We start from the raw sequence: 20,431 nt of genomic DNA, 5'->3' as shown, positions 1-20,431 counted from the left end.
CCCGATGGACGACGATCCGACGTGGGGAGAGCTCCTCCTGGGCTTCGTCCTCATGATGGGCATCCCCGTGGCCGTCGTCGGAGGGGCGATCTACGGCCTCGTGGGCCTGATCCTGTGGGCGACGGCACCGGAGCGCCGGTGGAGACGCCGACGCGCCCACGAGGGGGCTCCGGAGGACGCGGCCCAGGGCCGGGGATGACGAACGAGACGGTGCCGCGCGGCCGGGCGCGGCGGATCAGGGACGTGCGGGCGCGGGAAAAGCGGGTGCGGGGGAGCGGGGCGGGGGCGTAGCGTGCCCGGCATGTCCAGCCCCGAGGCATCCAGAGGCGGGGGCTTTCGGTCCTGCCGTCAGCCCCTGAGCCCCCGCGCTTCCTGAGAGCCCGCGCCCCTTGAGCCGGTGATCCCCTGGAGAGGACGATCCCCGGCGCCCCGGTGCCGTGCGGCGGTCGGGTGTGCCCGTGTGCTCCCGGGGCGGACGGTGGTGACGAGACGACGTCCCCCGTTCCTCTCGCCCCACATCGGAGCCCTCGTGCCACTGCCCCTCTATCTGCTCGCCCTGGCCGTCTTCGCCATGGGCACCTCGGAGTTCATGCTCTCCGGCCTGCTGCCGGACCTCGCCCGCGACCTGGGGGTGAGCGTCGGCGCCGCCGGGGCGCTCACCTCCGCCTTCGCCGTCGGGATGGTGGTCGGCGCGCCGCTCATGGCCGTCCTCGCCCGGCGGTGGTCCGGGCGGGCCGGACTGCTCGCGTCCGTGCTGGTCTTCCTCGCCGCGCACGTCGTCGGCGCCGTGACGGACAGCTTCCCCGTCCTGCTCGCCGTGCGCGTCGCCGCGGCCCTCGCGAACGCCGGGTTCCTCGCCCTCGCCCTCACCGCCGCCACCGCGATGGTCCCGGCGGACCGCAAGGCGCGGGCGCTCGCCGTCCTCCTCGGCGGGACGACCGCCGCCACCGTCGCCGGGGTGCCCGGCGGCGCGCTGCTCGGGACGCTCGCCGGATGGCGGGCCGCCTTCTGGGCGGTCGCGGTGCTCTGCGTACCGGCCGCGCTCGGCATCCTGCGGGGCGTGCCGGACAGCCGCCCCGAACGGGCCTCGCTGCGGGCCGAGTTCGGGGTGCTGCGTGAGCCCCGGCTCGTCCGGGTCATGGTCCTCGCCGCGCTGGTGAACGCCGCGACCTTCGGCGCCCTCACCTTCCTCGCCCCGGTCGTGACCGGCCCCGCCGGGCTCTCCGCACCCTGGGTCTCCGTCGCCCTCGTCCTCTTCGGCGCGGGATCCTGCGCCGGGATCGCCCTGGCGGGCCGCCTGGCCGACCGGCACTCCGCGCGGCTCCTCGCGATCGGCGGGCCGCTCCTGTGCGCCGGGTGGGCCGGTCTCGCCGCGCTCGCGGACCGCCCGGCGGCCCTGCTGGTCCTGCTCCTCGTGCAGGGCGGGCTGGCGTTCGCCCTCGGCGGGACGCTGATCGCCCGGATCCTGTACGAGGCGGCGGGCGCGCCCGCGCTCGCCGGGGCCTACGCCACGGCGGCGCTCAACGCCGGTGCCGTGGCGGGGCCGTCGTCGGCGGCGCTGGTGCTGGAAGAGCCGACCGGGCCGTTCCTGCTCAGCGCGGGACTCGTCGCCGTCGCGGGGGCGTTCGCCCTGGTCAGCGGTAGTCGTCCGGGTGGTCCTGCATCCACGTGTTGATGAAGTCGCGGGTGCCGACGAGCTCCTTCTCGTGCTTCTTCAGGTTCTCGAACGAACTGTCGCCGCCCAGCGTCTCGTTCAGCTCGGCCATCCGCGCGATCGGCTCGGGGAAGTGCCCCGGGCCCTTCGGGTCGGCCTTCATCGCCATGTCCAGCTCCTGGAGCTCCTTGTGGACCCGGGTGAGGAAGTAGACGCAGTCGGTGGCGCAGGAGTCGTCGAGCGTGGCCTGGAGGGTGGCGAAGGCGTCGCGGACCTTCTCGACCGGCGCGGGCGAGGACGGGTCGGGGACGGCGGGCGTGCCCGAGGGGGTGGCGGCGGTGGGCGCGGTCGTGGCCTCCGCCGTGGGTCCGGCGGCCGTCGTCTCCTGCGCCCCCGGCGTGGCGGTCGCCGTCGCGGTCGTCCCCGCGCCCGCCGCCGCGCGGTCGGGCTCGGGGGTCGTGCCGCAGGAGACGGCCAGGGCCGCCAGGGCGGCGGCGACCAGCGCGGCACGCCGTACGGACATCTCGTGGATCATGTGGGTCCCTCCCCCGTGTCATGGACCGGGCGAGCCTATCCGGGCCTCGACCGGGGGAGGTGCCGTCAGCCGGCGAAGTCGACGCGGGCGAGGCGGACGTTTCCGCGCAGCTCGACGCGGAGGTCCGTCACGTCCCGCAGGTGGCAGGGCGCCCCCACGGTGACGTAGGCGTACGGGCCGTCCGTGGGCCCCACCGCCAGCCGCGCCAGCGGGCTCGGAGCCGTACCGGCATAGAGCGTCACCTCGCCCGACCCCGCCGCCGTCACCGCCAGTTCCGTGATCCCGTCGCCGAAGTCGCAGGACCGGTAGAGGAGGGTGCCCGGGGTCGCCGGGTCGGCCGGGGCCGGCGCGTCGCCGGAGGTCTTCGACCGGTCGACGAGGACCGTGCCCGTCTGCTCGTCGTAGTCGGCGGCCTCCAGGCCCGCCTCCAGGACGGGGCGCGGGCCCGGCGCCTCGCCCGCGGGCTCGACGCGGACGGTCCGGCGGACGTCCGCCGAGGAGGGGCCGGCCAGGAACTCGTGGCCCCCCGGCTCCACCGCCCACCGGCCGTGCGCCACGTCCCAGTACGCGAGCGCCGACAGCGGCACCGCGAAGGAGAGCGCGGCGGTGGCGCCCGGCGCGAGGTGGACCCGCTCGTGGGCGACGAGCGCGCGGTGGGGGCGGGGCACGGCGGGGGCGACGGGCCGTGCGTAGACCTGGACGACCTCGTCCGAGGCGACCGTGCCGGTGTTGGTGACCGTGCAGGTCAGTCGCACCTCCTCCGCGTCCACCACGGCCGTCAGCTCCTCGTACCCGAAGCGGGTGTAGGTCAGGCCGTGGCCGAAGGGGAAGAGCGGCGTCCCGTCGAAGTAGAGATAGGTCTGCCGGCCGCCGATGACGTCGTAGTCGAGGAGGTCCGGCAGGTCGGCGTCGGAGGCGTACCAGGTCTGCGGCAGGCGCCCGGCGGGGGAGACGTCCCCGGCGAGGACCCGGGCCAGGGCGGTGCCCGCCGCCTGCCCGCCGTGCGCGGTCCACAGCAGCGCCGGCAGCGTCGCCGCCGCGTCGGGCACCGCGTACGGGTAGGAGGAGACGAGGACGAGGGCCGTCCGCGGGTTCGCGGCGTGCGCGGCCCGCCACAGGCGGTCCTGGTGGGGCGGGAGTTCCAGCGTCGTCCGGTCCTCGGTCTCGCGGCCGTTGACGTGCGGGTCGTTCCCGGCGACCACGATCACCGCGGTGGCCCCGGCGGCGGCCCTGGCCACCGCGTCCTCGCCGCGCTCGACGGTCTCCACGAAGAACACCGAGGCTTTCTCGCGCTCGGCGGCAACCTTCGCGCCCCCGGCGGCGACAGAGACGTAGCCCCCCGTCCCGAGGTGCAGAAGGAGGTGACCGTCGCCGTGGGACTCGAAGCGGAACGTCTCCTGGACGACCCAGCCGCCCGGCTCGTCGGCCGAGGCGCGCAGCAGGCCGTCCCCGGCCACCGACAGGTACCGGCCGCCGGGCGCGCGCAGGGTCAGCACCCCGCCGCCCCAGTCGACCAGGTCGAGGACCGAGCCCTCGGCGTCGGCGGTGAGCGGCGGCAGGTCGGTGCGGCCGGCGAGCAGCGCCGGGTCGAGCGCCGCCGCGGCGCCGGGCGCTGGCTCCTCGCCCGCCGCCGGTTCCCAGGCGCGCAGCGCCCGCCCGTCGGCGGTCCGCAGCCGGATCCGGTCCACGCCCTCGGCGAAGTCCACCCGGTCCGCGCCGAACCGCTCCCGGAGTCCGTCCAGCGGGGAGGAGCGGTGCAGCAGCGCACCGCTGTACCAGTCCAGCTTGGCAGCGTCGGCGAGCAGCCCGACCACCGCGATCCGCCCGCCGCCGTCCCCGCCCAGCGGCAGCAACGGGGCTTCCCCGCCGACCGGTTCGTTGCGCAGCAGGACGATCGCCGCCTCCGCCGCCTCGCGGGCCAGCGCGCGGTGCTCGTCCGTGTCGTACGCGGCCTCCTTGGCGTACGGGTCGAGTTCCGGGTCGAACTCGCCGAGCAGGAACCGTACGGTCAGCTGCCTGAGGACCGCCCGGTCCACGTCCTCCTGCGTGAACAGCCCCTGTGCGAAGGCGCGTTCGAGCCTCCCCAGGGTGACCGAGCTGTCGGTGCCGTGGTCGGTGAAGGAGTCGACGCCGGCCCGCAGCGCCGCCGCGACCGCCTCCTCGTGGGTGGCGAAGTACGCCTGCGAGTCGGCGAGGTTGCTCGGCGCGCCCGCGTCCGAGCAGACCATCAGCTCCTGCTCCGTCCAGGTGCGCAGCTCCGTCCCCAGGTACGGCGAGAGGTGGTTGGGGCGGCCGTTGACCAGGTTGTACGCGGGCATCACGCCGGCCACCGCGCCCGCCTCGACGGCGCCGCGGAAGGCCCGCAGGTCGTACTCGTGGAGCACGCGCGGGCGGACGGACGCCGAGGAGGTGTCGCGGGCGGTCTCGTTGTTGTGCGCGAGCCAGTGCTTGAGCACCGGCGCGGTGCGCCAGTACGAGGGATGGTCGCCGCGCAGGCCGCGGGTGAAGGCGACGGCGATCGCGGAGGTGAGCACGGGATCCTCGGAGTAGCCCTCCTCGCCGCGGCCCCACAGCGGGTTGCGCAGCAGGTTGACGGTGGGCGCCCACACGTTGAGGCCGACCCGGTCGTCGCCGGCGCGCATCGCCCGCGCCTCGCGGGAGACGGCCTCGCCGACCCGGCGGACCAGCTCGGGGTGCCAGCTCGCGCCGAGGCCCACGGCCTGCGGGAAGACGGTCGCCGGGCCCATCCAGGCGACGCCGTGCAGGGCCTCCTGGCCGGTGCGGAAGGCGGCGAGGCCGAGGCGGTCGACGGCGGGGGCGAACTGGTGCAGGAGCGAGAGGCGTTCGGCGGGGGTGAGGCGGCCGAGGAGGTCGGCCGCGCGCTGGTCGACGGGGAGGGCCGGATCACGGAAGGGCGGCCGGTCTGCGGTCACGTACGAGTCCCTTGGGCGGTGGCCACCGGACGGCGGCCGGAAGTTTCGAAGCGCTTCGATGCTCAAGCCCTCCCGGGTGGGTGTCAAGGTGCCGGGGTCCTTAACTTCCCCTTATTGCTCGGGTATTCCCCCTTCTGTTCCCAGGAGTTGAAGGCATCCCGGCTTCCCGTACGTCACTCCGAGAAACTCCTGAACGGCTCTTGCCGCCCCCGTGGCCGTCACTTAACCTCGCAGCAACATCGAAGCGCTTCGACCCTTCCTGGTCCGAGTCTCCGCTTCGTCTCCTCGCTCCTGCTCCACCTCCACCACCGCAGCCGGCCGGCGACCCCTCGGACGCCGTGTGTCCTGGCGCGTGCCATGAAGGGTTGACGCAATGACGCCGAACGCCGTCTCCACGGGCTCCCGGAGAACCGAACCGGGCCGGGGATCCGAACCGGGCCGGGAGCCCGCCCCGAGCCGCAGGAGCGTCCTCGCCACCGGCGCCGTCGCTGCCGCCGCGATCGCCGGCGGGGCCCCGCTGCTCACCGCCTGCGGCGCCGACGGGGACACCGGCAGGAAGGACGGCACCACCAGCGGCAAGGAGGCCGCCAAGATCCTCCCCGCGTACGTGCCCAGTGAGGTCGTCCCCGCCGACGTCCCCGCGGCCCACGGCTCCGCCGCCGGCTTCACCCGCGCCATCCCGAGCGCCGAACTCAAGCCCTCCGTCGCGGAGAAGAAGGGCAAGGGCGGCGCGCTCACCGTCATGGCACCCTTCTGGGGCACCCCGCCCGCCCCGGACAACCCGTACTACAAGGCCATGAACGAGGCCATCGGCGTCCAGGCCGCCTGGCAGAACCAGGACGGCAACGTCTACGACCAGAAGCTCGGCGCCGTCCTCGCCTCCAGCGACATCCCCGACCTCGTCGTCGTCCCCGGCTGGAACCTCGGCGGCAAGATCCCCAGCGCCATCGACGCCAAGTTCGAGGACCTCGGACCGTACCTCTCCGGCGACAAGGTCAAGGCGTACCCCAACCTGGCCGCCATCCCCACCGACGCCTGGCAGCGCTCCATCTTCGGCGGCAAGCTCCGCGGCCTGCCCATGCCCGCCTCCTACGTCACCAACATCGCGCCCTTCTACCGCAAGGACGTCTTCGACGCGAAGGGCTGGCAACTCCCGAAGAGCGCCGACGAGTTCCTCGCCCTCGCCAAGGAGATCACCAGCGCGAAGGCCAAGGTGTGGGCCTGCGCCGACATGACCTGGACCGCCTGGAACATGTTCGGCGTCCTGAACGGCAGCGACAAGGCGCTCGGCTGGCACCTCGTCGACGGCAAGCTCGTCAACCGCATCGAGACCCCCGAATACCTCGAAGCCCTGGAGTGGACCCGCAAGCTCTTCGACGCCGGCGTCGTCCACCCCGACGAGAAGGCCCAGAACCAGGGCGACACCAGCGTCCGCTTCACCTCCGGCCAGTGCCTCATCTACAACAACGACCTCTCCCACTGGTACGGCAAGACCGCCGAGATGGCCGCCCAGAACCCCACGTTCGCCATGGCCGCCATGGACATCCCCGGCCACGCCGGCGGCACCCCGCAGCTCTGGGCCACCAACCCCGCCAACATCTGGTCCTTCGTCCGCAAGGGCGCCCCCAAGTCGGTGATCGAGGACGCCCTCGCCATCGCCGACTTCACCGCCGCCCCCTACGGCACCGAGGAACGCATGCTCACCGACTACGGCGTCGAGGGCGTCCACCACACGGTCAAGGACGGCCTGCCCGTCAAGACCGACGCCGGCAACCAGGAGGTCAGCAGCTCCTGGATGTTCGTCGCCAGCCCCGCCCCCTACATCGCCCACCCCGACATGCCGGAGATCACCAAGGCCCAGGTCGAGTGGCAGCAGCGGATGGGCGCCCTCACCCGCAAGTCCTCCTTCTACGGCCTCACCGTCGCCGAGCCCGGCCGGTGGACCGGCCTCATGAACGACTTCGAGCAGCTGGAGAAGGACATCGTCCGCGGCCGCAAGAAGCTCTCCGACATGCAGCAGGCCGTCGCCGAGTGGAAGACCAAGGGCGGCGACCAGCTCCGCGACTGGTACAAGAAGCTCCTCGACACCACCGGCTCCGCGGCGGGCTGACCGTGAGGAAGCCCCCCACCACCGACCGCCGGCCGAGGATCCCCCTCGGCCGGCGGCTCCGGCGCGACCGCACCCTCCTGCTGATGACGGTCCCCGCCCTCGTCCTCGTCCTCGTCTTCAACCACCTCCCCATCCTCGGGAACGTCGTCGCCTTCCAGGACTACGACCCGTACGTCTCCACCAACGGCGTCACCGCCATGCTGGAATCCCCCTGGGTCGGCCTCGCCCAGTTCGACCGCGTCCTGTCCGACCCCTCCTTCTGGGACGCCGTCGAGAACACCCTGGTCTTCTTCCTCCTCCAGCTCGTCCTCTTCTTCCCCGTCCCCATCGCCCTCGCCCTGCTCGTGCACAGCCTGCTCCGGCCCCGGATCCGCGCCTTCGTCCAGGCCGTGCTCTACCTGCCGCACTTCTTCTCCTGGGTCATCGTCATCACCGTCTTCCAGCAGATCTTCGGCGGCGCCGGCGTCATCGCCCAGGCCCTGCGCGAACGCGGCCACGAGGGCTTCGACCTGATGACCGACCCCGGCCTCTTCAAGTTCCTCGTCACCGCCGAGGGCATCTGGAAGGACGCCGGCTGGGGCGTCATCGTCTTCCTCGCCGCGCTCGCCGCCGTCGACCAGTCGCTGTACGAGGCCGCCGCCATGGACGGCGCCGACCGGTGGCGCCGCACCTGGCACGTCACCCTCCCGGCGCTCCGCCCCGTCGTCGCCCTCCTCCTCGTGCTCCGCGTCGGCGACGCCCTCACCGTCGGCTTCGAACAACTGCTGCTCCAGCGCGACGCCGTCGGACCCGGCGCCGCCGAAGTCCTCGACACCTTCGTCTGGTGGACCGGACTGCGCAGCCAGGACTTCAGCTACGCCGCCGCGGCCGGCCTCATCAAGGGCCTCGTCGGCCTCGTCCTCGTCCTCACCGCGAACAAGGCCGCCCACCTCATGGGCGAGCAGGGGGTGTACCGCAAGTGACCACGCGCGTCCTCGAACGGCCCGCACCCCCCGCCCGGGAGGCGGCCCGCCCCTCCTGGTGGGCGGCGCCCGCCCGCCCCGTCTGGGAGGAACCACCCACCCGCGCCGGACTCACCGCCAAGGCCACCCTCCTCGTCCTCGCCTGCCTGGCCGTCCTCTTCCCGCTCTGGATCGTCGTCGTCACCAGCCTCTCCTCCAAACGGACGATCACCGAGGCCGGCGGACTCGTCATCGTCCCCCGCGACCTCACCCTCATCGCCTACCGGGAACTCCTGAGCGGCGGCCAGGTCACCCGCGCCGTCGCCGTCAGCCTCGGCGTCACCCTCGCCGGCACCCTCTTCTCCATGACGGTGTCGGTGCTCTGCGCGTACGGACTCTCCCGGCCCGGCTCCGTCGCCCACCGCGCCATCCTCTTCACCCTCATGGGCACCATGTTCTTCGGCGCCGGCCTCATCCCCACCTACCTGCTGGTGCAGACCCTCGGCCTCACCGACACCTACCTGGCACTGATCCTCCCCAGCGCCGTCAGCGTCTTCAACATCCTCGTGCTGCGCGCCTTCTTCATGGGCATCTCGCCCGAACTCACCGACAGCGCACGCATCGACGGCGCCGGAGACCTGCGGATCCTGTGGACGATCGTGATGCCGCTCTCCCGCGCGGTGATCGCCGTCATCACCCTCTTCTACGCGGTCGGCTACTGGAGCGCCTGGTTCAACGCCTCCATCTACCTCAACGACCAGAACATGATGCCGCTCCAGAACGTCCTCATCCAGCTCGCCCAGAAACAGGAGATCCCGGTCGGCCTCGGCCAGGCCGTCAAGGCCGGGAACCTCTCCGGGCTCGCCGTCCAGATGGCCGTCATGGTCCTCGCCCTGCTGCCCGTCGCCGTCCTCTCGCCCTTCGTCCAGAAGCACTTCAAGAAGGGCATGCTCACCGGCGCCGTCAAGGGATGACGCCACCACCACGACCGGAAGAACCCGCATGCCGAGCCTCGACGACCTCACCCGGCCGCCCGGCCGACCGCCCCGCATCCTCTACGGCGGCGACTGGAACCCCGAACAGTGGCCGGAGGACACCTGGACCGCCGACCTGGAACTCATGCGCCGGGCCGGCGTCACCACCGTCACCCTCGGCGTCTTCTCCTGGGCCCGGCTCGAACCCGAGCCGGGAGCCCGCGAGTTCGGCTGGCTCGACCGGCTCATGGACCTCACCCACGCACACGGCGTCGACGTCGTCCTCGCCACCCCCACCTCCTCCCCGCCGCCCTGGCTCGGCCACCGCCACCCCGAGACGCTGCCCCGCGACGAGGACGGCCGCACCGAATGGTGGGGCTCCCGCCAGCACTTCGCCCCCGCCAGCCCCGTCTACCGCCGGTACGCCGCCGCCCTCACCGAGGACCTCGCCGCCCGCTACAAGGACCACCCGGCACTTGTGATGTGGCACATCAACAACGAGTACTGCACCCACGACTGGGGCGACGAGGCCGCCCGCGCCTTCCGCACCTGGCTCCAGCGCCGCCACGGCACCCTCGACGCGCTCAACACCGCCTGGGGCACCGACTTCTGGGGCCAGCGGTACGGCTCCTGGGCCGAGGTCCTGCCCCCGCGCCGCGCCCACTACCTGCGCAACCCCTCCCACGTCCTCGACTTCCGCCGCTTCACCTCCGACCAGCTCCTGGAGTGCTACCGCGCCGAACGCGACATCGTCCGCAAGCACACCCCGCACCTGCCGGTCACCACCAACTTCATGCCCTTCTGGTCCGGCCAGGACGGCTGGGCCTGGGCCGCCGAGGAGGACGTCGTCTCCGTCGACGTCTACCCCGACCCCGCCGAACCCCGCGCCGGAGCCCACGAGAACGCCCTCGTCGCCGACCTCACCCGCGCCGAGGCCGGCGGCCACCCCTGGATGGTCATGGAGCAGGCCGCCGGCGCCGTCAACTGGCGCCCCGTCAACCGGCCCAAACCCGAAGGACTCAACCGGCTCTGGACCCTCCAGGCCGTCGCCCGCGGCGCCGACGCCGTCCACTTCTTCCAGTGGCGCGCCTCCCGCCAGGGCGCCGAGAAGTTCCACTCCGGCATGCTCGGCCACTCCGGCCCCGAAGGCCGCGCCTTCCGCGAGACCGTCCGCACCGGCGCCGACCTCGCCCGCCTCGGCCCCCGCACCGCGGGCAGCCGCCTCCCCGCCGGCGGCGTCGCCGTCCTCCACGACTGGCACTCCTGGTGGGCCCAGCGCCACGAGGGCGCCCTCGCCGCCCACCTCGACCAGGGCGACCTGATCCGCGCCTGGCACCGCGCCCTCTGGGACGCCGGCCTGCCCACCGCCTTCGCCCACCCCCACCACGACCTCACCGCCCACCCCCTCGTCGTCGTCCCCCACCTCTACCTCCTCGACGACACCGCGATCGGCAACCTGGAGCGGTACGCGGCCGGCGGCGGCCGACTCGTCTGCGGCTTCTTCACCGGCGTCGCCGACCAGGACGACCGGGTCCGCCCCGGCGGCGTCGACGCCCGCCTCCGCGCCCTCCTCGGCATCGACCGGATCGACGAATGGTGGCCCCTCGCCCCCGGCGAACGCGCCGACTGCGGCACCTTCCACGGCAGCCTGTGGTCCGAGGAACTCGTCCCCGCCCCCGGCGCCGAGACCCTCGCCTCCTACCGGGGCGGCGAACTCGACGGCCGCCCCGCCGTCCTCCGCCACGGCCGCACCCGCTACCTCTCCACCCTCCCCGGACCCGACGCCCTGCGCGCCCTCCTCACCGGGGCCGCCGCCGAGGCCGGCGTCCACCCCGTGCTGCCGGGACTGCCCCCGGACGTCGAGGCCGTCCGCCGCGGCGACCTGCTCTTCCTGCTCCACCACGGCCGCGAACCGGTCACCGTCCCCGTCCCGGGCCGCCACCGCGACCTGCTCACCGGCACCACCGTCGACGACACCCTCACCCTCGACCGCTTCGGCGCCGCCGTCCTGGAGGAGCACCCGTGACCGGACCCGTGCACGGCACCTGGGAACCCGCCCCCGCCGCCCGCTGGGAGGACGCCTTCCTCACCGGCAACGGCCGCCACGGGGCCCTCGTCCACGGCGACCCCGCCGACGACCGGGTCATCGTCACCCACCACCGCCTCGTCCGCCCCCACCACCGGCCCGGCGACACCGACCCGCCCCTCCTCGCCGACCGGCTCCCCGCCCTCCAGGACGCCCTCCTCGCCGGCGACCGCACCGCCGCCGACACCTTCACCGACGGCCGCCCGCTGCGCCGGGTCCCGTCCTTCCACCCCGGCTTCCTCACCCGCGTCCGCGACGAGAGCGGCCGCCCCCTGCCCGCGACCCGCCGGAGCGTCGACTTCACCACCGGCGTCGCCACCGCCGTCTCCGGCGACCGCACCAGCCGGGTCCTCGTCTCCCGCGCCGACGACGTCCTCGTCCAGTACGTCACCTGCCCCGGACCCCGCGTCCACCTCGAACTCGACCACCGCCTCGACGGCGCCCCGCCCGGCCTCGGCACCGGCCGGGGCGTCGCCACCGCCCGCCGCACCACCCTCCTCACCCTGCGCGTCGACCACCCCGGGCCGACCCCCGGCCACACCGGCGTCACCCTCGTCCTCGCCGACGCGGGCCGCACCACCGTCACCGACCGCGGCGTCCGCGCCGAAGGCGCGGGACGGCTGCTGCTCCTCACCCGGGCGGTCCGCCACGAAGGCCCCCGCGACCCCGCGGAGGAGACCGCCGAGGAGGCCGCCGCCCTGTACGCCCTCGCCGGGGACGACGGCCCCGCCGCCGCGTACGCCCGCCTCCTCGACCGGCACACCGCCCTCCACCGCACCGCCTACCGGCGCGTCGCCCTCGACCTCGGCGCCGACCCCGAGGACCGCGCCCTGCCCGGTTCCGCCCTCCTCGGACGCCCCGCGGGGCCCGCCCTCCTCGAACGCCTCTTCGCCGCCGGGCGCCACCACCTGCTCTCCGCCTCCGGCATGCTCCCGCCCCGCCTCTGCGGACTGTGGACCGGCGACTGGGACACCGCCTGGTCCGGCGCCTTCACCACCGACGCCAACCTCGGCCTCCAGACCGCCTCCGCCGTCGCCGCCGACCTGCCCGAGGTCGTCGAGGCCCAACGCGCCCTGATCGAGGGCCAGGCGGCCGACTGGCGGGACAACGCCCGCGCCGTCTTCGGCACCCGCGGCATCGTCGCCCCCGCCCACACCGACGGCACGACGGGCCACACGTACCACTTCGACCGCGACTACCCCCTCCACCTGTGGACCGCCGGCGCCGACTGGCTGCTCCTGCCGCTCCTCCACCAGGACGAGGCCGACGGCCGCCACGACCCCCGGCTCACCGCCCTCCTCGACGAACTCGCCGACTTCTACACCGACTTCCTCACCCGCACCGGCCCCGGCGGACGGCTCGTGTTCGTCCCCTCCTACTCCCCGGAGAACCGGCCCCTGGGCGGCGGCGGACCGGTCGCCGTCGACGCCGCCATGGACCTCGCCGCCGCCCGCCACGCCCTGACCGCCGCCGCCGACCGCGCCCCCGCCGGCCGCGCCGCCCGGCTCCGCGCCCTCGCCGACCGCCTCCCGCCCCACCGGGTCAACGCGGACGGCGCCCTCGCCGAATGGGCCGGAGCCGGCCTGGAGGACCGCTACGACCACCGGCACCTCAGCCACCTCTACGCCGTCTGGCCGCTCGACGCCATCACCCCGTACGACACCCCCGACGAGGCCCGCGCCGCCGCCCGCGCCCTCGCCCTGCGCGGCCACGAGAACGACTCCGCCCACGGCCACCTCCACCAGGGCCTGATCGCCGCCCGCCTCGGCGACGCCGGACGCACCGGGGAAGCCCTCCGGCGGGTCCTCGCCGGGGACTTCTTCCACGCCTCCCTGATGAGCGCGCACTACCCGCGGCGGCACGTCTACAACGCCGACGCCGCCCACGCGCTGCCCGCGCTGCTCATCGAGGCGCTCGTCCACTCCACCCCCGGCCGGCTCGTGCTGCTGCCCGCGCCACCGCCGGGGCTCTGCGACCGCGGCCGCCTCACCGGCGTCCGCACCCGCTTCGGCGCCCGCCTCGACCTGAACTGGGCGCCGGGGGAGTACGAGGCGGTGCTCCGCCCCGCCCGCGACGCCGACGTCGAACTGCGCGCCCCCGGCCTCCGGCGGCGCCTCACGCTCCGGGCGGGGACGGAGTGCCGGCTCGCCGGCCCGTGACCGGACGGGCGGGCGGCGGCCCCGAACTCTCCCGCACGGTCAGCACCGGGGCGAGCAGCTCCACCCCGGTGGCGTCCGGGCCCCCCGGATCGGTCAGCCGGGCGAACAGCCGCTCCACCGCCCGCCGGCCCAGCTCCTGCGCCGGGATCGCCACCGAGGTGAGCGGCACCGACGCCTGGGCGGCCACCGCCTCGGGGCAGACCGCGACCACCGACACGTCCTCCGGCACCGCCCGCCCGGTCCGCCGCAGCAGGGCGAGCAGCGGCTCCACGGCCGTCTCGTTCTGCACCACGAAGGCACTGACCCCCGGCCGTTCGTCGAGGATCCGGGCGAGCACCCCGGCGACCGCGTCGTGACTGCCGTCGCACGGCCGGTGCAGCAGCCCCACGCCCAGGTGCCCGGCCCGCTCGCGCAGCCCGCACAGCGTCCGCTCGGCGAAGCCGGTGTGCCGGGCGTAGACCCCGGGGGAGCCGCCGACGACGGCGATCTCCCGGTGCCCGAGCCCGGCGAGGTGGTCCACGCAGAGCGCGCCCGCGGCGGCGAAGTCCAGGTCCACGCAGTTCAGCCCGGCCGGATCGGCGGGCAGCCCGACGAGCACCGCCGGGGGCGCGGACCCGCGCAGCACCGGCAGCCGCCCGTCGTCGAGCTGCACGTCCATGAGGATCACGGCCTCCGCGAGCCCGCTGCCGGTGACCCGGCGCAGCGCCGGAGGACCCTCCTCGCCGGTGAGCAGCAGCACGTCGTAGCCGTGCGCGCGGGCGGTGGTGGCGACGGCGACCGCGATCTCCAGCATCACCGGCACGTACATGTCGGTGCGCAGCGGCACCATCAGGGCGATGATCCGCGACCGGCTGCTGGCGAGCGCCCGCGCCCCCGCGTGCGGCTGGTAGCCGAGCCGCTCGATGCTGGCCCGGACCCGCTCCCGGGTCGGTCCGGAGATGGGCCGCTTCCCGCTGAGGACGTAGCTCACCGTGCTGGCCGACACCCCGGCGTGCCGGGCGACCTCGGCAAGCGTGACCATGCGCTCTCCCCGCGGCCAGGACTGTGATGGAGTGAATCGCTTCGACGGAGACGGCCGGATGATCGTTCCGGCGACCCAGCGAGACCGTAACGCGGGGGAGTTGACCTGTCCAGACCGTCGGCGCGAGGAAATCGAAGCGCTTCGACGTGGTCCGGTGGCGAAGGGATTCAGGAGGAACGGAGGGCTCGGCCCTCGGGGACTCACGGCCGCAGCAGGACCTTCCCGACCGCCGGGTCGCCGCCGCCGACCAGGGCCAGCGCCTCGGCGAAGCGGTCGAGCGGGAACTCGTGGGTGACGAGCGGCGCCGGGTCCAGGACGCCGGCCGCGAAGGCCCGGACGGCGTCCGCCCAGGCCGCCGAGGAGGCGCCGAAGACGCTCCGCAGCTCCAGCTGGCTCACCGAGAGGTGCACCGGGTCGATGCCGGCGGCGCCCTCCGCGAACATGCCGGTGAGCACCACCCGGCCGCCCCGGCGGGCCAGCAGGCACGACGAGGCCGCCGTCGTCGGCGCCCCGGCCGTCTCCACCACCAGGTCGAACCCGCCGTGCGCGGCCCGGACCTCCGCCGGGCCGAGGGCGCGGGTCGCGCCGAAGCCGAGGGCCCGCTCCGCCCGCGCCGCGCGCGGGTCGACCACGGCCAGCTCGGCGGGGGAGGCGGAGGCGAGCCACTGCACGGCGAGCAGCCCGAGGGTGCCCGCCCCGACGACCGCGATCCGCTCCCCGGGGCGCGGCCGCCCGGCCCGTACCGCCGCGGCGACCACCGCCGCCGGTTCGAGCAGCGCGGCGGCCCGCAGGTCCGCCCCCTCGGGCAGCGGGTGGAGGAGCCGGGCGGGGACGAGGAGCCGGTCCGCGAAGGCGCCCGGCTCGGTGAAGCCGGTCTCCGCGTACCCGGCCGTGCACAGGCTCGTCTCGCCGTACCGGCACCGCTCGCAGAACCCGCAGGAGCGGAAGCCCTCCCCGACGCACGGCCGCCCGAGCAGCGCCGGGTCCACGCCCGCGCCGACCGCCTCCACGGTGCCGGACCACTCGTGTCCCGGCACCACCGGATAGCGCGCGTAGCCGGGCGCCCGCCGCCCCTCGTACACCTCCCGGTCGCTGAGGCAGATCCCGGCGGCGGCGACCCGCACCAGGGCCTCTCCGGGGCCGGGTTCGGGCCTCGGACGGGTCACGAGCCGATGGACGCCGGGCCGTTCGACGAGCACGGCGCGGTCGCCGCTCACCTCGGCCGCCTCTTCTCCCAGCCCTCGGCCCACAGGTCGAAGCGGGCCCGCTGCCGCGGGAATTCGGCCGCCGCGTCCACGTCCAGCTCCACCCCGAGGCCGGGGGCGTGCGACACGGTGAAGCAGCCGGTCTCCGGATCGACCTCCGGGGCGCCGCGCACCACCTCCTTGATCTCCGCGTCCGCGAAGTCGTTGAAGTGCTCCAGGATCCTGAAGTTGGGCGTGCAGGCGGCGAGCTGGAGGGAGGCGGCGGTGAGGACCGGGCCGCCGACGTTGTGCGGGGCGACGGTCACGTAGTGGGTCTCGGCGGTGGCGGCGAGCTTGCGCGCCTCCAGGATGCCGCCGATGTGCCCCACGTCCGGCTGGATCACGTCGGCGGCCTGCGACTCGAAGAGCTCGCGGAACTCGATCCGGTCGTGGATCCGCTCCCCGGTGGCGATCGGCAGCTCGGTCATCCCCGCCACCTTCGCCAGTGCCTTGAGGTTCTCCGGCGGCACCGGCTCCTCCAGCCAGGCGGGCCGGAAGGGGGCGAGGTCCCGGGCGAGGCGGATCGCCGTGGCCGGGGAGAAGCGGCCGTGCATCTCCACCATCAGCTCCGTGTCCGGCCCGATCGCGTCCCGGACGGCCTCGATGAGCGAGACCGCGTACCGCGAGGCGGCCGGGTCGAGTTCGAGCCGCCCCGCGCCGAACGGGTCGATCTTCAGGGCCCGGTAGCCGCGCGCCACGACCTCGCGGGCCGCCGCGTGGTACGCCTCGGGCGTCCGCTCCCCGGTGTACCAGCCGTTCGCGTACGCGGGGACCCGGTCGGTCACCCGCCCGCCGAGGAGCTGCCAGACCGGCACGCCGAGGGCCTTGCCCTTGATGTCCCAGCAGGCCGTCTCGATCACGGCGATCCCCGACATCACGATCTCCCCGGCCCGCCCGAAGTCCCCGTACTTCATGCGGCGCACGAGGTCCTCGACGGCGAACGGGTCGGAGCCCGCGACGTGGTTGGCCTCCGCCTCGCGCAGATAGCCGAGCAGGGCGTCGGTGTGCCCGAGCATCCGGGTCTCGCCGACGCCGGTCAGCCCCTCGTCGGTGTGGACCAGGACGTGGGTGAGGTTGCGCCAGGGCGTGCCGACGACATGAGTGGTGATGTGGGTGATGCGCACGGCGGAACTCCCCTGGGGGCGACGGTGGGACGGGGCGGGACGGGACGAGGGGCGGGGCGGGGGACGGGACGTCCGGGCGGGGCGGGCCGTCCGCGGGCGCGGACGGCGGCCGCCGGGACGGCGCGGCTGGAGGCTGCGTGGCTGGGGGCGGCGGTCCGCCGGGGTGCCGACGGGAGCCCGTCCGGGCCGCCGCCCGTTGCCCGCCGCCCCGGCGCCCGGCTAGTCTCTGTCCGCGATTTCGATCGTGGTGCGAAATATCGAACGGCGCGAGGAGGGGGTGGGGGACCATGGGGCGACTCGTACCCGCGGTGACCAGGGCATTCGACATTCTGGAGCTCTTCCTCCAGGGGGACGGCACGCTCTCCGCCCCCGAGATCACCCGTCGGCTCGGACTGCCCCGCACCACGACCCACGAACTGGTCTCCACGCTCACCGCCCGCAACTACCTGGTCCCGGTGCCGGAGCAGCCCGGCCGCTACCGCCTCGGCGTCCGCACGTACCAGCTCGGCAGCCGGTACGCCGAGCAGCTCGACCTCGCGGCGGAGGGCCGGCGGATCGCCCACGAGATCGCCGAGACCTGCGGCGAGACCGTCCACGTCGCCCTCCTGGAGGACGCGGACGTCATCTACGTCGCCAAGGTCGACTCCACCCACGCCGTACGGATGGTGTCGGCGGCCGGCCGGCGGCTCCCCGCCCACTGCACGGCCGTCGGCAAGATGCTCCTCGCCATGCTCCCCGCCGACGAGCTCGACGAACTCCTCGACGGCCGCGAGCTGGTGGGGATGACCCCGCGGAGCATCACCGACCCGGACGCCCTGCGGACCGCGCTCGCCGAGATCGCCGTCCTCGGCGTCGCCGTCGAGCAGCGCGAGTCCAACCCGGACGTCTCCTGCGTCGCCGCGCCCGTCCGCGACCGAACGGGCCGGGTCGTCGCCGCGCTCTCCATCTCCGTCCCCGTCGTCCGCTGGGACGAGGCCCGCGAGAACGAACTGACCGCCCTCGCCGTCCGCGGCGCCGGCGACCTCTCCGCCCGCCTCGGCCACCACGGCCCGGTCCGCTGACCCGGAGGGGGAGGACCGACGCCAGGGCCCCCGCTCGGCCCCCGGTCCGTACCCGTCCCCGTACCCCGGTCCGTGGCCGGACTCGTACCCCGGTCCGTACCCGTACCCGTCCCCGTACCCCGGCCCTGGCCCGGACGCGCGCCCCGGTCCGCGTCTCCTCCCGCCGCTCCGCTCAGGCCCCCGCACCGCCACCGCCCCGTGCGGCCCTGCGCATCCGGCTGACCGGGCCGAAGACCTCCCGGTCCTCCAGGAAGCCCTCCAGAGCGAAGGTCGCGGCGCCACGGGTCACCGGGTCGTGCGGGACGGCGCTGCGCCGCAGCGTCGCCGCCCGGCGCGGCAGCGCGAGCGCATGCCGCCCCACCGCCTCGTACGCGACCGGCAGCAGCCGCTCCCCGAGCAGGTCCATGACCTGGTTGCCCACCACGACGACCTGCGGGTTGAGCAGGTTCACCAACTGGGCGACGGCGGCGCCGAGGTAGCGGCCGGTGCGCTCCACGGCGGCGACGGCGGCCGGATCGCCCGCGTCCGCCGCGCGGGCCAGCGCGGCGACCGTCGCCGCGTCGTCGGGGCCGCCCGTCCGCTCGTCGTCCGGGGCGAGTTCGCGCCAGGTCCCGGCGATCCCGCGCAGCGACACGTACGCCTCCACGCACCCCCGGTTGCCGCAGGTGCACGGGCGCCCGTCGAGGACGAGGCAGGTGTGGCCCCACTCGCCCGCGCTGTCGGTGAAGCCCCGGTGGAGCTGTCCGCCGAGCGCGATGCCCGCGCCGACGCCGGCCCGCAGCGTCAGCACCACCAGGTCGTCCACCTCCCGGCCCGCGCCGAACCACATCTCCGCGACCGTGCTGGCCCGCAGCGGATTGTCCAGCCACAGCGGCATCCCGAGCCGTTCGTCGAGCAGCGCCCGCAGCGGCACCTCGTGCCAGGACCAGTACGGGGAGAAGGACGACACCCCGCCCTCCCGGTCGACCATGCCCGGCACGCTCACCCCCACGCCGAGGACCCGCGCGCGGTCGGTCCCCGAGACGGCCAGCAGCTCCTCGACGGCCCCGCCGAGCAGGCCGACCACGTCGGCGGGCCGGACGTCCCCGGGCGGCAGGGGCCGCTCGACGGAGTGCCGGACCGTCAGGGCCAGGTCGAACAGCTCGGCGTGGACCGAGGTCTCGGCGACGTCGACGCCGATCAGAGCGCCCCGCTCGGCGTTCACGGCGAGCCGGGCGCGGGGGCGCCCGCCGCCGGACTCCTCGTGCCCGGCCTCCACGAGGACGCCCGCCTCCAGGAGTTCGGCGGTGAGGTTGGCGACCGTGGCGAAGGAGAGACCGGTGGCGGCCGCGACGTCCTGCCGGCTCATCGCCCCCGGGCCCGCGTAGACGCGGCGCAGCACCTCGAAGCGGTTGAGGCGGCGAATGTCCTGCGAGGTGCGCCTGATCATCTCTGCTGCCTCCGTGGGTGCGCGGTCGTCGCCACCGATCTTATTCGAAGGGTTGGAAGAAGGGGGGATGGACATTTACAACCGTTAGACGAACCCGTAGTTTTTTCCCGGCGGTCCACGGAGGATCCGCCGCCCACGACGTCCTCCCCGAGGAGACCGCGATGCTCCAGCTCAGGGCCGTGCCCTGCACCCCCGCCCCCGGCCGACTGCCCGAAGGCCCCGTCTGGGACCCCGCCCGCCAGGAGCTCCTCTGGGTGGACATCACCGAGGGCCTCGTCCACCGCGCGGCCCTCACCCGGGAGGACGGCCGCACCGACCTGGCGCCCACCGCGGCCCTCCGCTTCGACCGCCCCGTGGGCGCGGCCGTCCCCTGCGCCTCCGGCGCCCTCCTCGTCGCCGCCGGCACCGCCTTCGCCCGCCTGGAGGACGGCCGCCCGCCCGCCGAGGCCACCGAGATCGCGGCGCCCGCCCTCCCCGGCGACGGCGTCCCCCGCCGGATGAACGACGCCTCCGTCGACCCCGCGGGCCGCCTCCTCGGCGGCACCATGGCCTACGACGAACGGCCCGGCGCCGGTGCCCTCTACCGCCTCGACGGCGACGGCCTCACCACCCTCGTCGAGCCCGTCACCATCTCCAACGGCCTCGGCTGGAGCCCCGACGGCACCCTCCTCTACTACGCCGACAGCCCCACCCGCCGCGTCGACGTCTTCGACTACGACCCCGCCACCGGCGCCCTCTCCGGCCGCCGTCCCTTCGCCGTCCTCGACGCCGGCTACCCCGACGGCCTCACCGTCGACGCCGAGGGGAACGTGTGGATCGCCGTCTGGGGCGGCGCCGAGGTCCTCGCCCTCACCCCCGGCGGCGCCCTCCACGCGCGCGTGGAACTGCCCGCCTCCCACGTCACCAGCTGCGCCTTCGCCGGCCCCGACCTCGACGTCCTCGTCATCACCACCGCCACCCACGGTCTCTCCGAGGAGCGCCGCCGCGCCGAGCCCGACGCCGGCCGCCTCTTCGTCTGCCGCCCCGGGGTCACGGGCCTGCCCGCCACCCCGTACGCCGACCGCTGACCCGCCCCCACCGGGGCCCGGGGGCCACCCCTCTCAGGAACCCGCCATGACCAGCCCGTACGAGGCGGCGTCGACCGGGTCGCCTCCATCCGC

At 75.0% G+C, this 20,431-nt stretch carries 15 protein-coding genes; 9 read left to right on the top strand and 6 right to left on the bottom strand.

The window, feature by feature from the left end; translation table 11 throughout:
- Positions 1-4 precede the first annotated feature (4 nt).
- Positions 5-199 (top strand): hypothetical protein, encoded by a 195-nt coding sequence (locus IE326_RS37950; protein ID WP_190044800.1) that lies wholly within the window; start codon positions 5-7, stop codon positions 197-199.
- 330 nt (positions 200-529) lie between these two features.
- Positions 530-1,675: a Cmx/CmrA family chloramphenicol efflux MFS transporter gene (locus IE326_RS37945; protein ID WP_190044799.1), complete on the top strand. Its 1,146-nt coding sequence runs from the start codon at positions 530-532 to the stop codon at positions 1,673-1,675.
- Here IE326_RS37945 and IE326_RS37940 read toward each other — a convergent pair.
- A complete protein-coding gene (locus IE326_RS37940) occupies positions 1,635-2,189 on the bottom strand; it encodes a hypothetical protein (RefSeq protein ID WP_190044798.1) in 555 nt (184 codons plus the stop codon). The genes IE326_RS37945 and IE326_RS37940 overlap by 41 nt on opposite strands.
- 65 nt (positions 2,190-2,254) lie before the next feature.
- Complete coding sequence (locus tag IE326_RS37935; RefSeq protein WP_190044797.1) at positions 2,255-5,122, bottom strand: glycoside hydrolase family 3 C-terminal domain-containing protein; 2,868 nt, start codon at positions 5,120-5,122, stop codon at positions 2,255-2,257.
- Positions 5,123-5,495: 373 nt separating this feature from the next.
- On the opposite strand from IE326_RS37935, the gene IE326_RS37930 reads away from it, so the two are divergent.
- The 5 genes from IE326_RS37930 to IE326_RS37910 are packed head-to-tail and all read left to right on the top strand — an operon-like array spanning position 5,496 to position 13,392.
- Positions 5,496-7,232, top strand: coding sequence for a type 2 periplasmic-binding domain-containing protein (locus IE326_RS37930; RefSeq protein ID WP_190044796.1), 1,737 nt, complete (start codon positions 5,496-5,498; stop codon positions 7,230-7,232).
- Positions 7,154-8,194, top strand: coding sequence for an ABC transporter permease (locus tag IE326_RS37925; protein WP_373310392.1), 1,041 nt, complete (start codon positions 7,154-7,156; stop codon positions 8,192-8,194). The genes IE326_RS37930 and IE326_RS37925 overlap by 79 nt, the downstream gene beginning before the upstream one ends.
- Positions 8,191-9,147 (top strand): carbohydrate ABC transporter permease, encoded by a 957-nt coding sequence (locus tag IE326_RS37920; RefSeq protein ID WP_190044795.1) that lies wholly within the window; start codon positions 8,191-8,193, stop codon positions 9,145-9,147. The genes IE326_RS37925 and IE326_RS37920 overlap by 4 nt, the downstream gene beginning before the upstream one ends.
- Before the next feature lie 28 nt (positions 9,148-9,175).
- A complete protein-coding gene (locus IE326_RS37915) occupies positions 9,176-11,173 on the top strand; it encodes a beta-galactosidase (RefSeq protein WP_190044794.1) in 1,998 nt (665 codons plus the stop codon).
- Entirely contained in the window at positions 11,170-13,392 is a 2,223-nt protein-coding gene (locus IE326_RS37910; protein WP_190044793.1) for a glycosyl hydrolase family 95 catalytic domain-containing protein, read from the top strand. Before IE326_RS37915 ends, IE326_RS37910 begins: the two co-directional genes overlap by 4 nt.
- Here the strand turns inward: IE326_RS37910 and IE326_RS37905 are convergent.
- The 3 genes from IE326_RS37905 to IE326_RS41290 all read right to left on the bottom strand — a co-directional run bounded on the left by IE326_RS37905 (position 13,349) and on the right by IE326_RS41290 (position 16,781).
- Positions 13,349-14,413, bottom strand: coding sequence for a LacI family DNA-binding transcriptional regulator (locus IE326_RS37905; RefSeq protein ID WP_190044792.1), 1,065 nt, complete (start codon positions 14,411-14,413; stop codon positions 13,349-13,351). The genes IE326_RS37910 and IE326_RS37905 overlap by 44 nt on opposite strands.
- A 200-nt stretch (positions 14,414-14,613) precedes the next feature.
- Positions 14,614-15,630, bottom strand: coding sequence for a zinc-dependent alcohol dehydrogenase (locus IE326_RS41295; RefSeq protein ID WP_150234554.1), 1,017 nt, complete (start codon positions 15,628-15,630; stop codon positions 14,614-14,616).
- Positions 15,627-16,781 (bottom strand): mandelate racemase/muconate lactonizing enzyme family protein, encoded by a 1,155-nt coding sequence (locus IE326_RS41290; RefSeq protein ID WP_150234552.1) that lies wholly within the window; start codon positions 16,779-16,781, stop codon positions 15,627-15,629. Before IE326_RS41290 ends, IE326_RS41295 begins: the two co-directional genes overlap by 4 nt.
- A gap of 287 nt (positions 16,782-17,068) precedes the next feature.
- On the opposite strand from IE326_RS41290, the gene IE326_RS37895 reads away from it, so the two are divergent.
- Entirely contained in the window at positions 17,069-17,842 is a 774-nt protein-coding gene (locus IE326_RS37895; RefSeq protein ID WP_150234550.1) for an IclR family transcriptional regulator, read from the top strand.
- Positions 17,843-18,014: 172 nt separating this feature from the next.
- Here the strand turns inward: IE326_RS37895 and IE326_RS37890 are convergent, their stop codons facing one another.
- A complete protein-coding gene (locus tag IE326_RS37890; protein ID WP_190044791.1) occupies positions 18,015-19,271 on the bottom strand; it encodes an ROK family transcriptional regulator in 1,257 nt (418 codons plus the stop codon).
- Positions 19,272-19,432: 161 nt separating this feature from the next.
- Between IE326_RS37890 and IE326_RS37885 the strand changes: the two genes are divergently transcribed.
- The gene (locus IE326_RS37885; protein WP_190044790.1) at positions 19,433-20,338 is read left to right on the top strand and encodes an SMP-30/gluconolactonase/LRE family protein; all 906 of its coding nucleotides are present in this window, start codon (positions 19,433-19,435) and stop codon (positions 20,336-20,338) included.
- The last annotated feature ends 93 nt before the right edge of the window (positions 20,339-20,431 follow it).

The organism is Streptomyces filamentosus (assembly GCF_014654895.1).
GTDB classification, from domain to species: domain Bacteria; phylum Actinomycetota; class Actinomycetes; order Streptomycetales; family Streptomycetaceae; genus Streptomyces; species Streptomyces filamentosus.
The sequence above is the reverse complement of the archived record's forward strand: the minus strand, read 5'-3'. Positions and strand labels throughout refer to the sequence as shown.

Coding starts and splice junctions, on each gene's coding strand:
- IE326_RS37950 (WP_190044800.1), top strand. CDS start 5: ATGGACGACGATCCGACGTGGGGAGAGCTCCTCCTGGGCTTCGTCCTC.
- IE326_RS37940 (WP_190044798.1), bottom strand. CDS start 2,189: ATGATCCACGAGATGTCCGTACGGCGTGCCGCGCTGGTCGCCGCCGCC.
- IE326_RS37930 (WP_190044796.1), top strand. CDS start 5,496: ATGACGCCGAACGCCGTCTCCACGGGCTCCCGGAGAACCGAACCGGGC.
- IE326_RS37915 (WP_190044794.1), top strand. CDS start 9,176: ATGCCGAGCCTCGACGACCTCACCCGGCCGCCCGGCCGACCGCCCCGC.
- IE326_RS37905 (WP_190044792.1), bottom strand. CDS start 14,413: ATGGTCACGCTTGCCGAGGTCGCCCGGCACGCCGGGGTGTCGGCCAGC.
- IE326_RS37895 (WP_150234550.1), top strand. CDS start 17,069: ATGGGGCGACTCGTACCCGCGGTGACCAGGGCATTCGACATTCTGGAG.
- IE326_RS37890 (WP_190044791.1), bottom strand. CDS start 19,271: ATGATCAGGCGCACCTCGCAGGACATTCGCCGCCTCAACCGCTTCGAG.
- IE326_RS37885 (WP_190044790.1), top strand. CDS start 19,433: ATGCTCCAGCTCAGGGCCGTGCCCTGCACCCCCGCCCCCGGCCGACTG.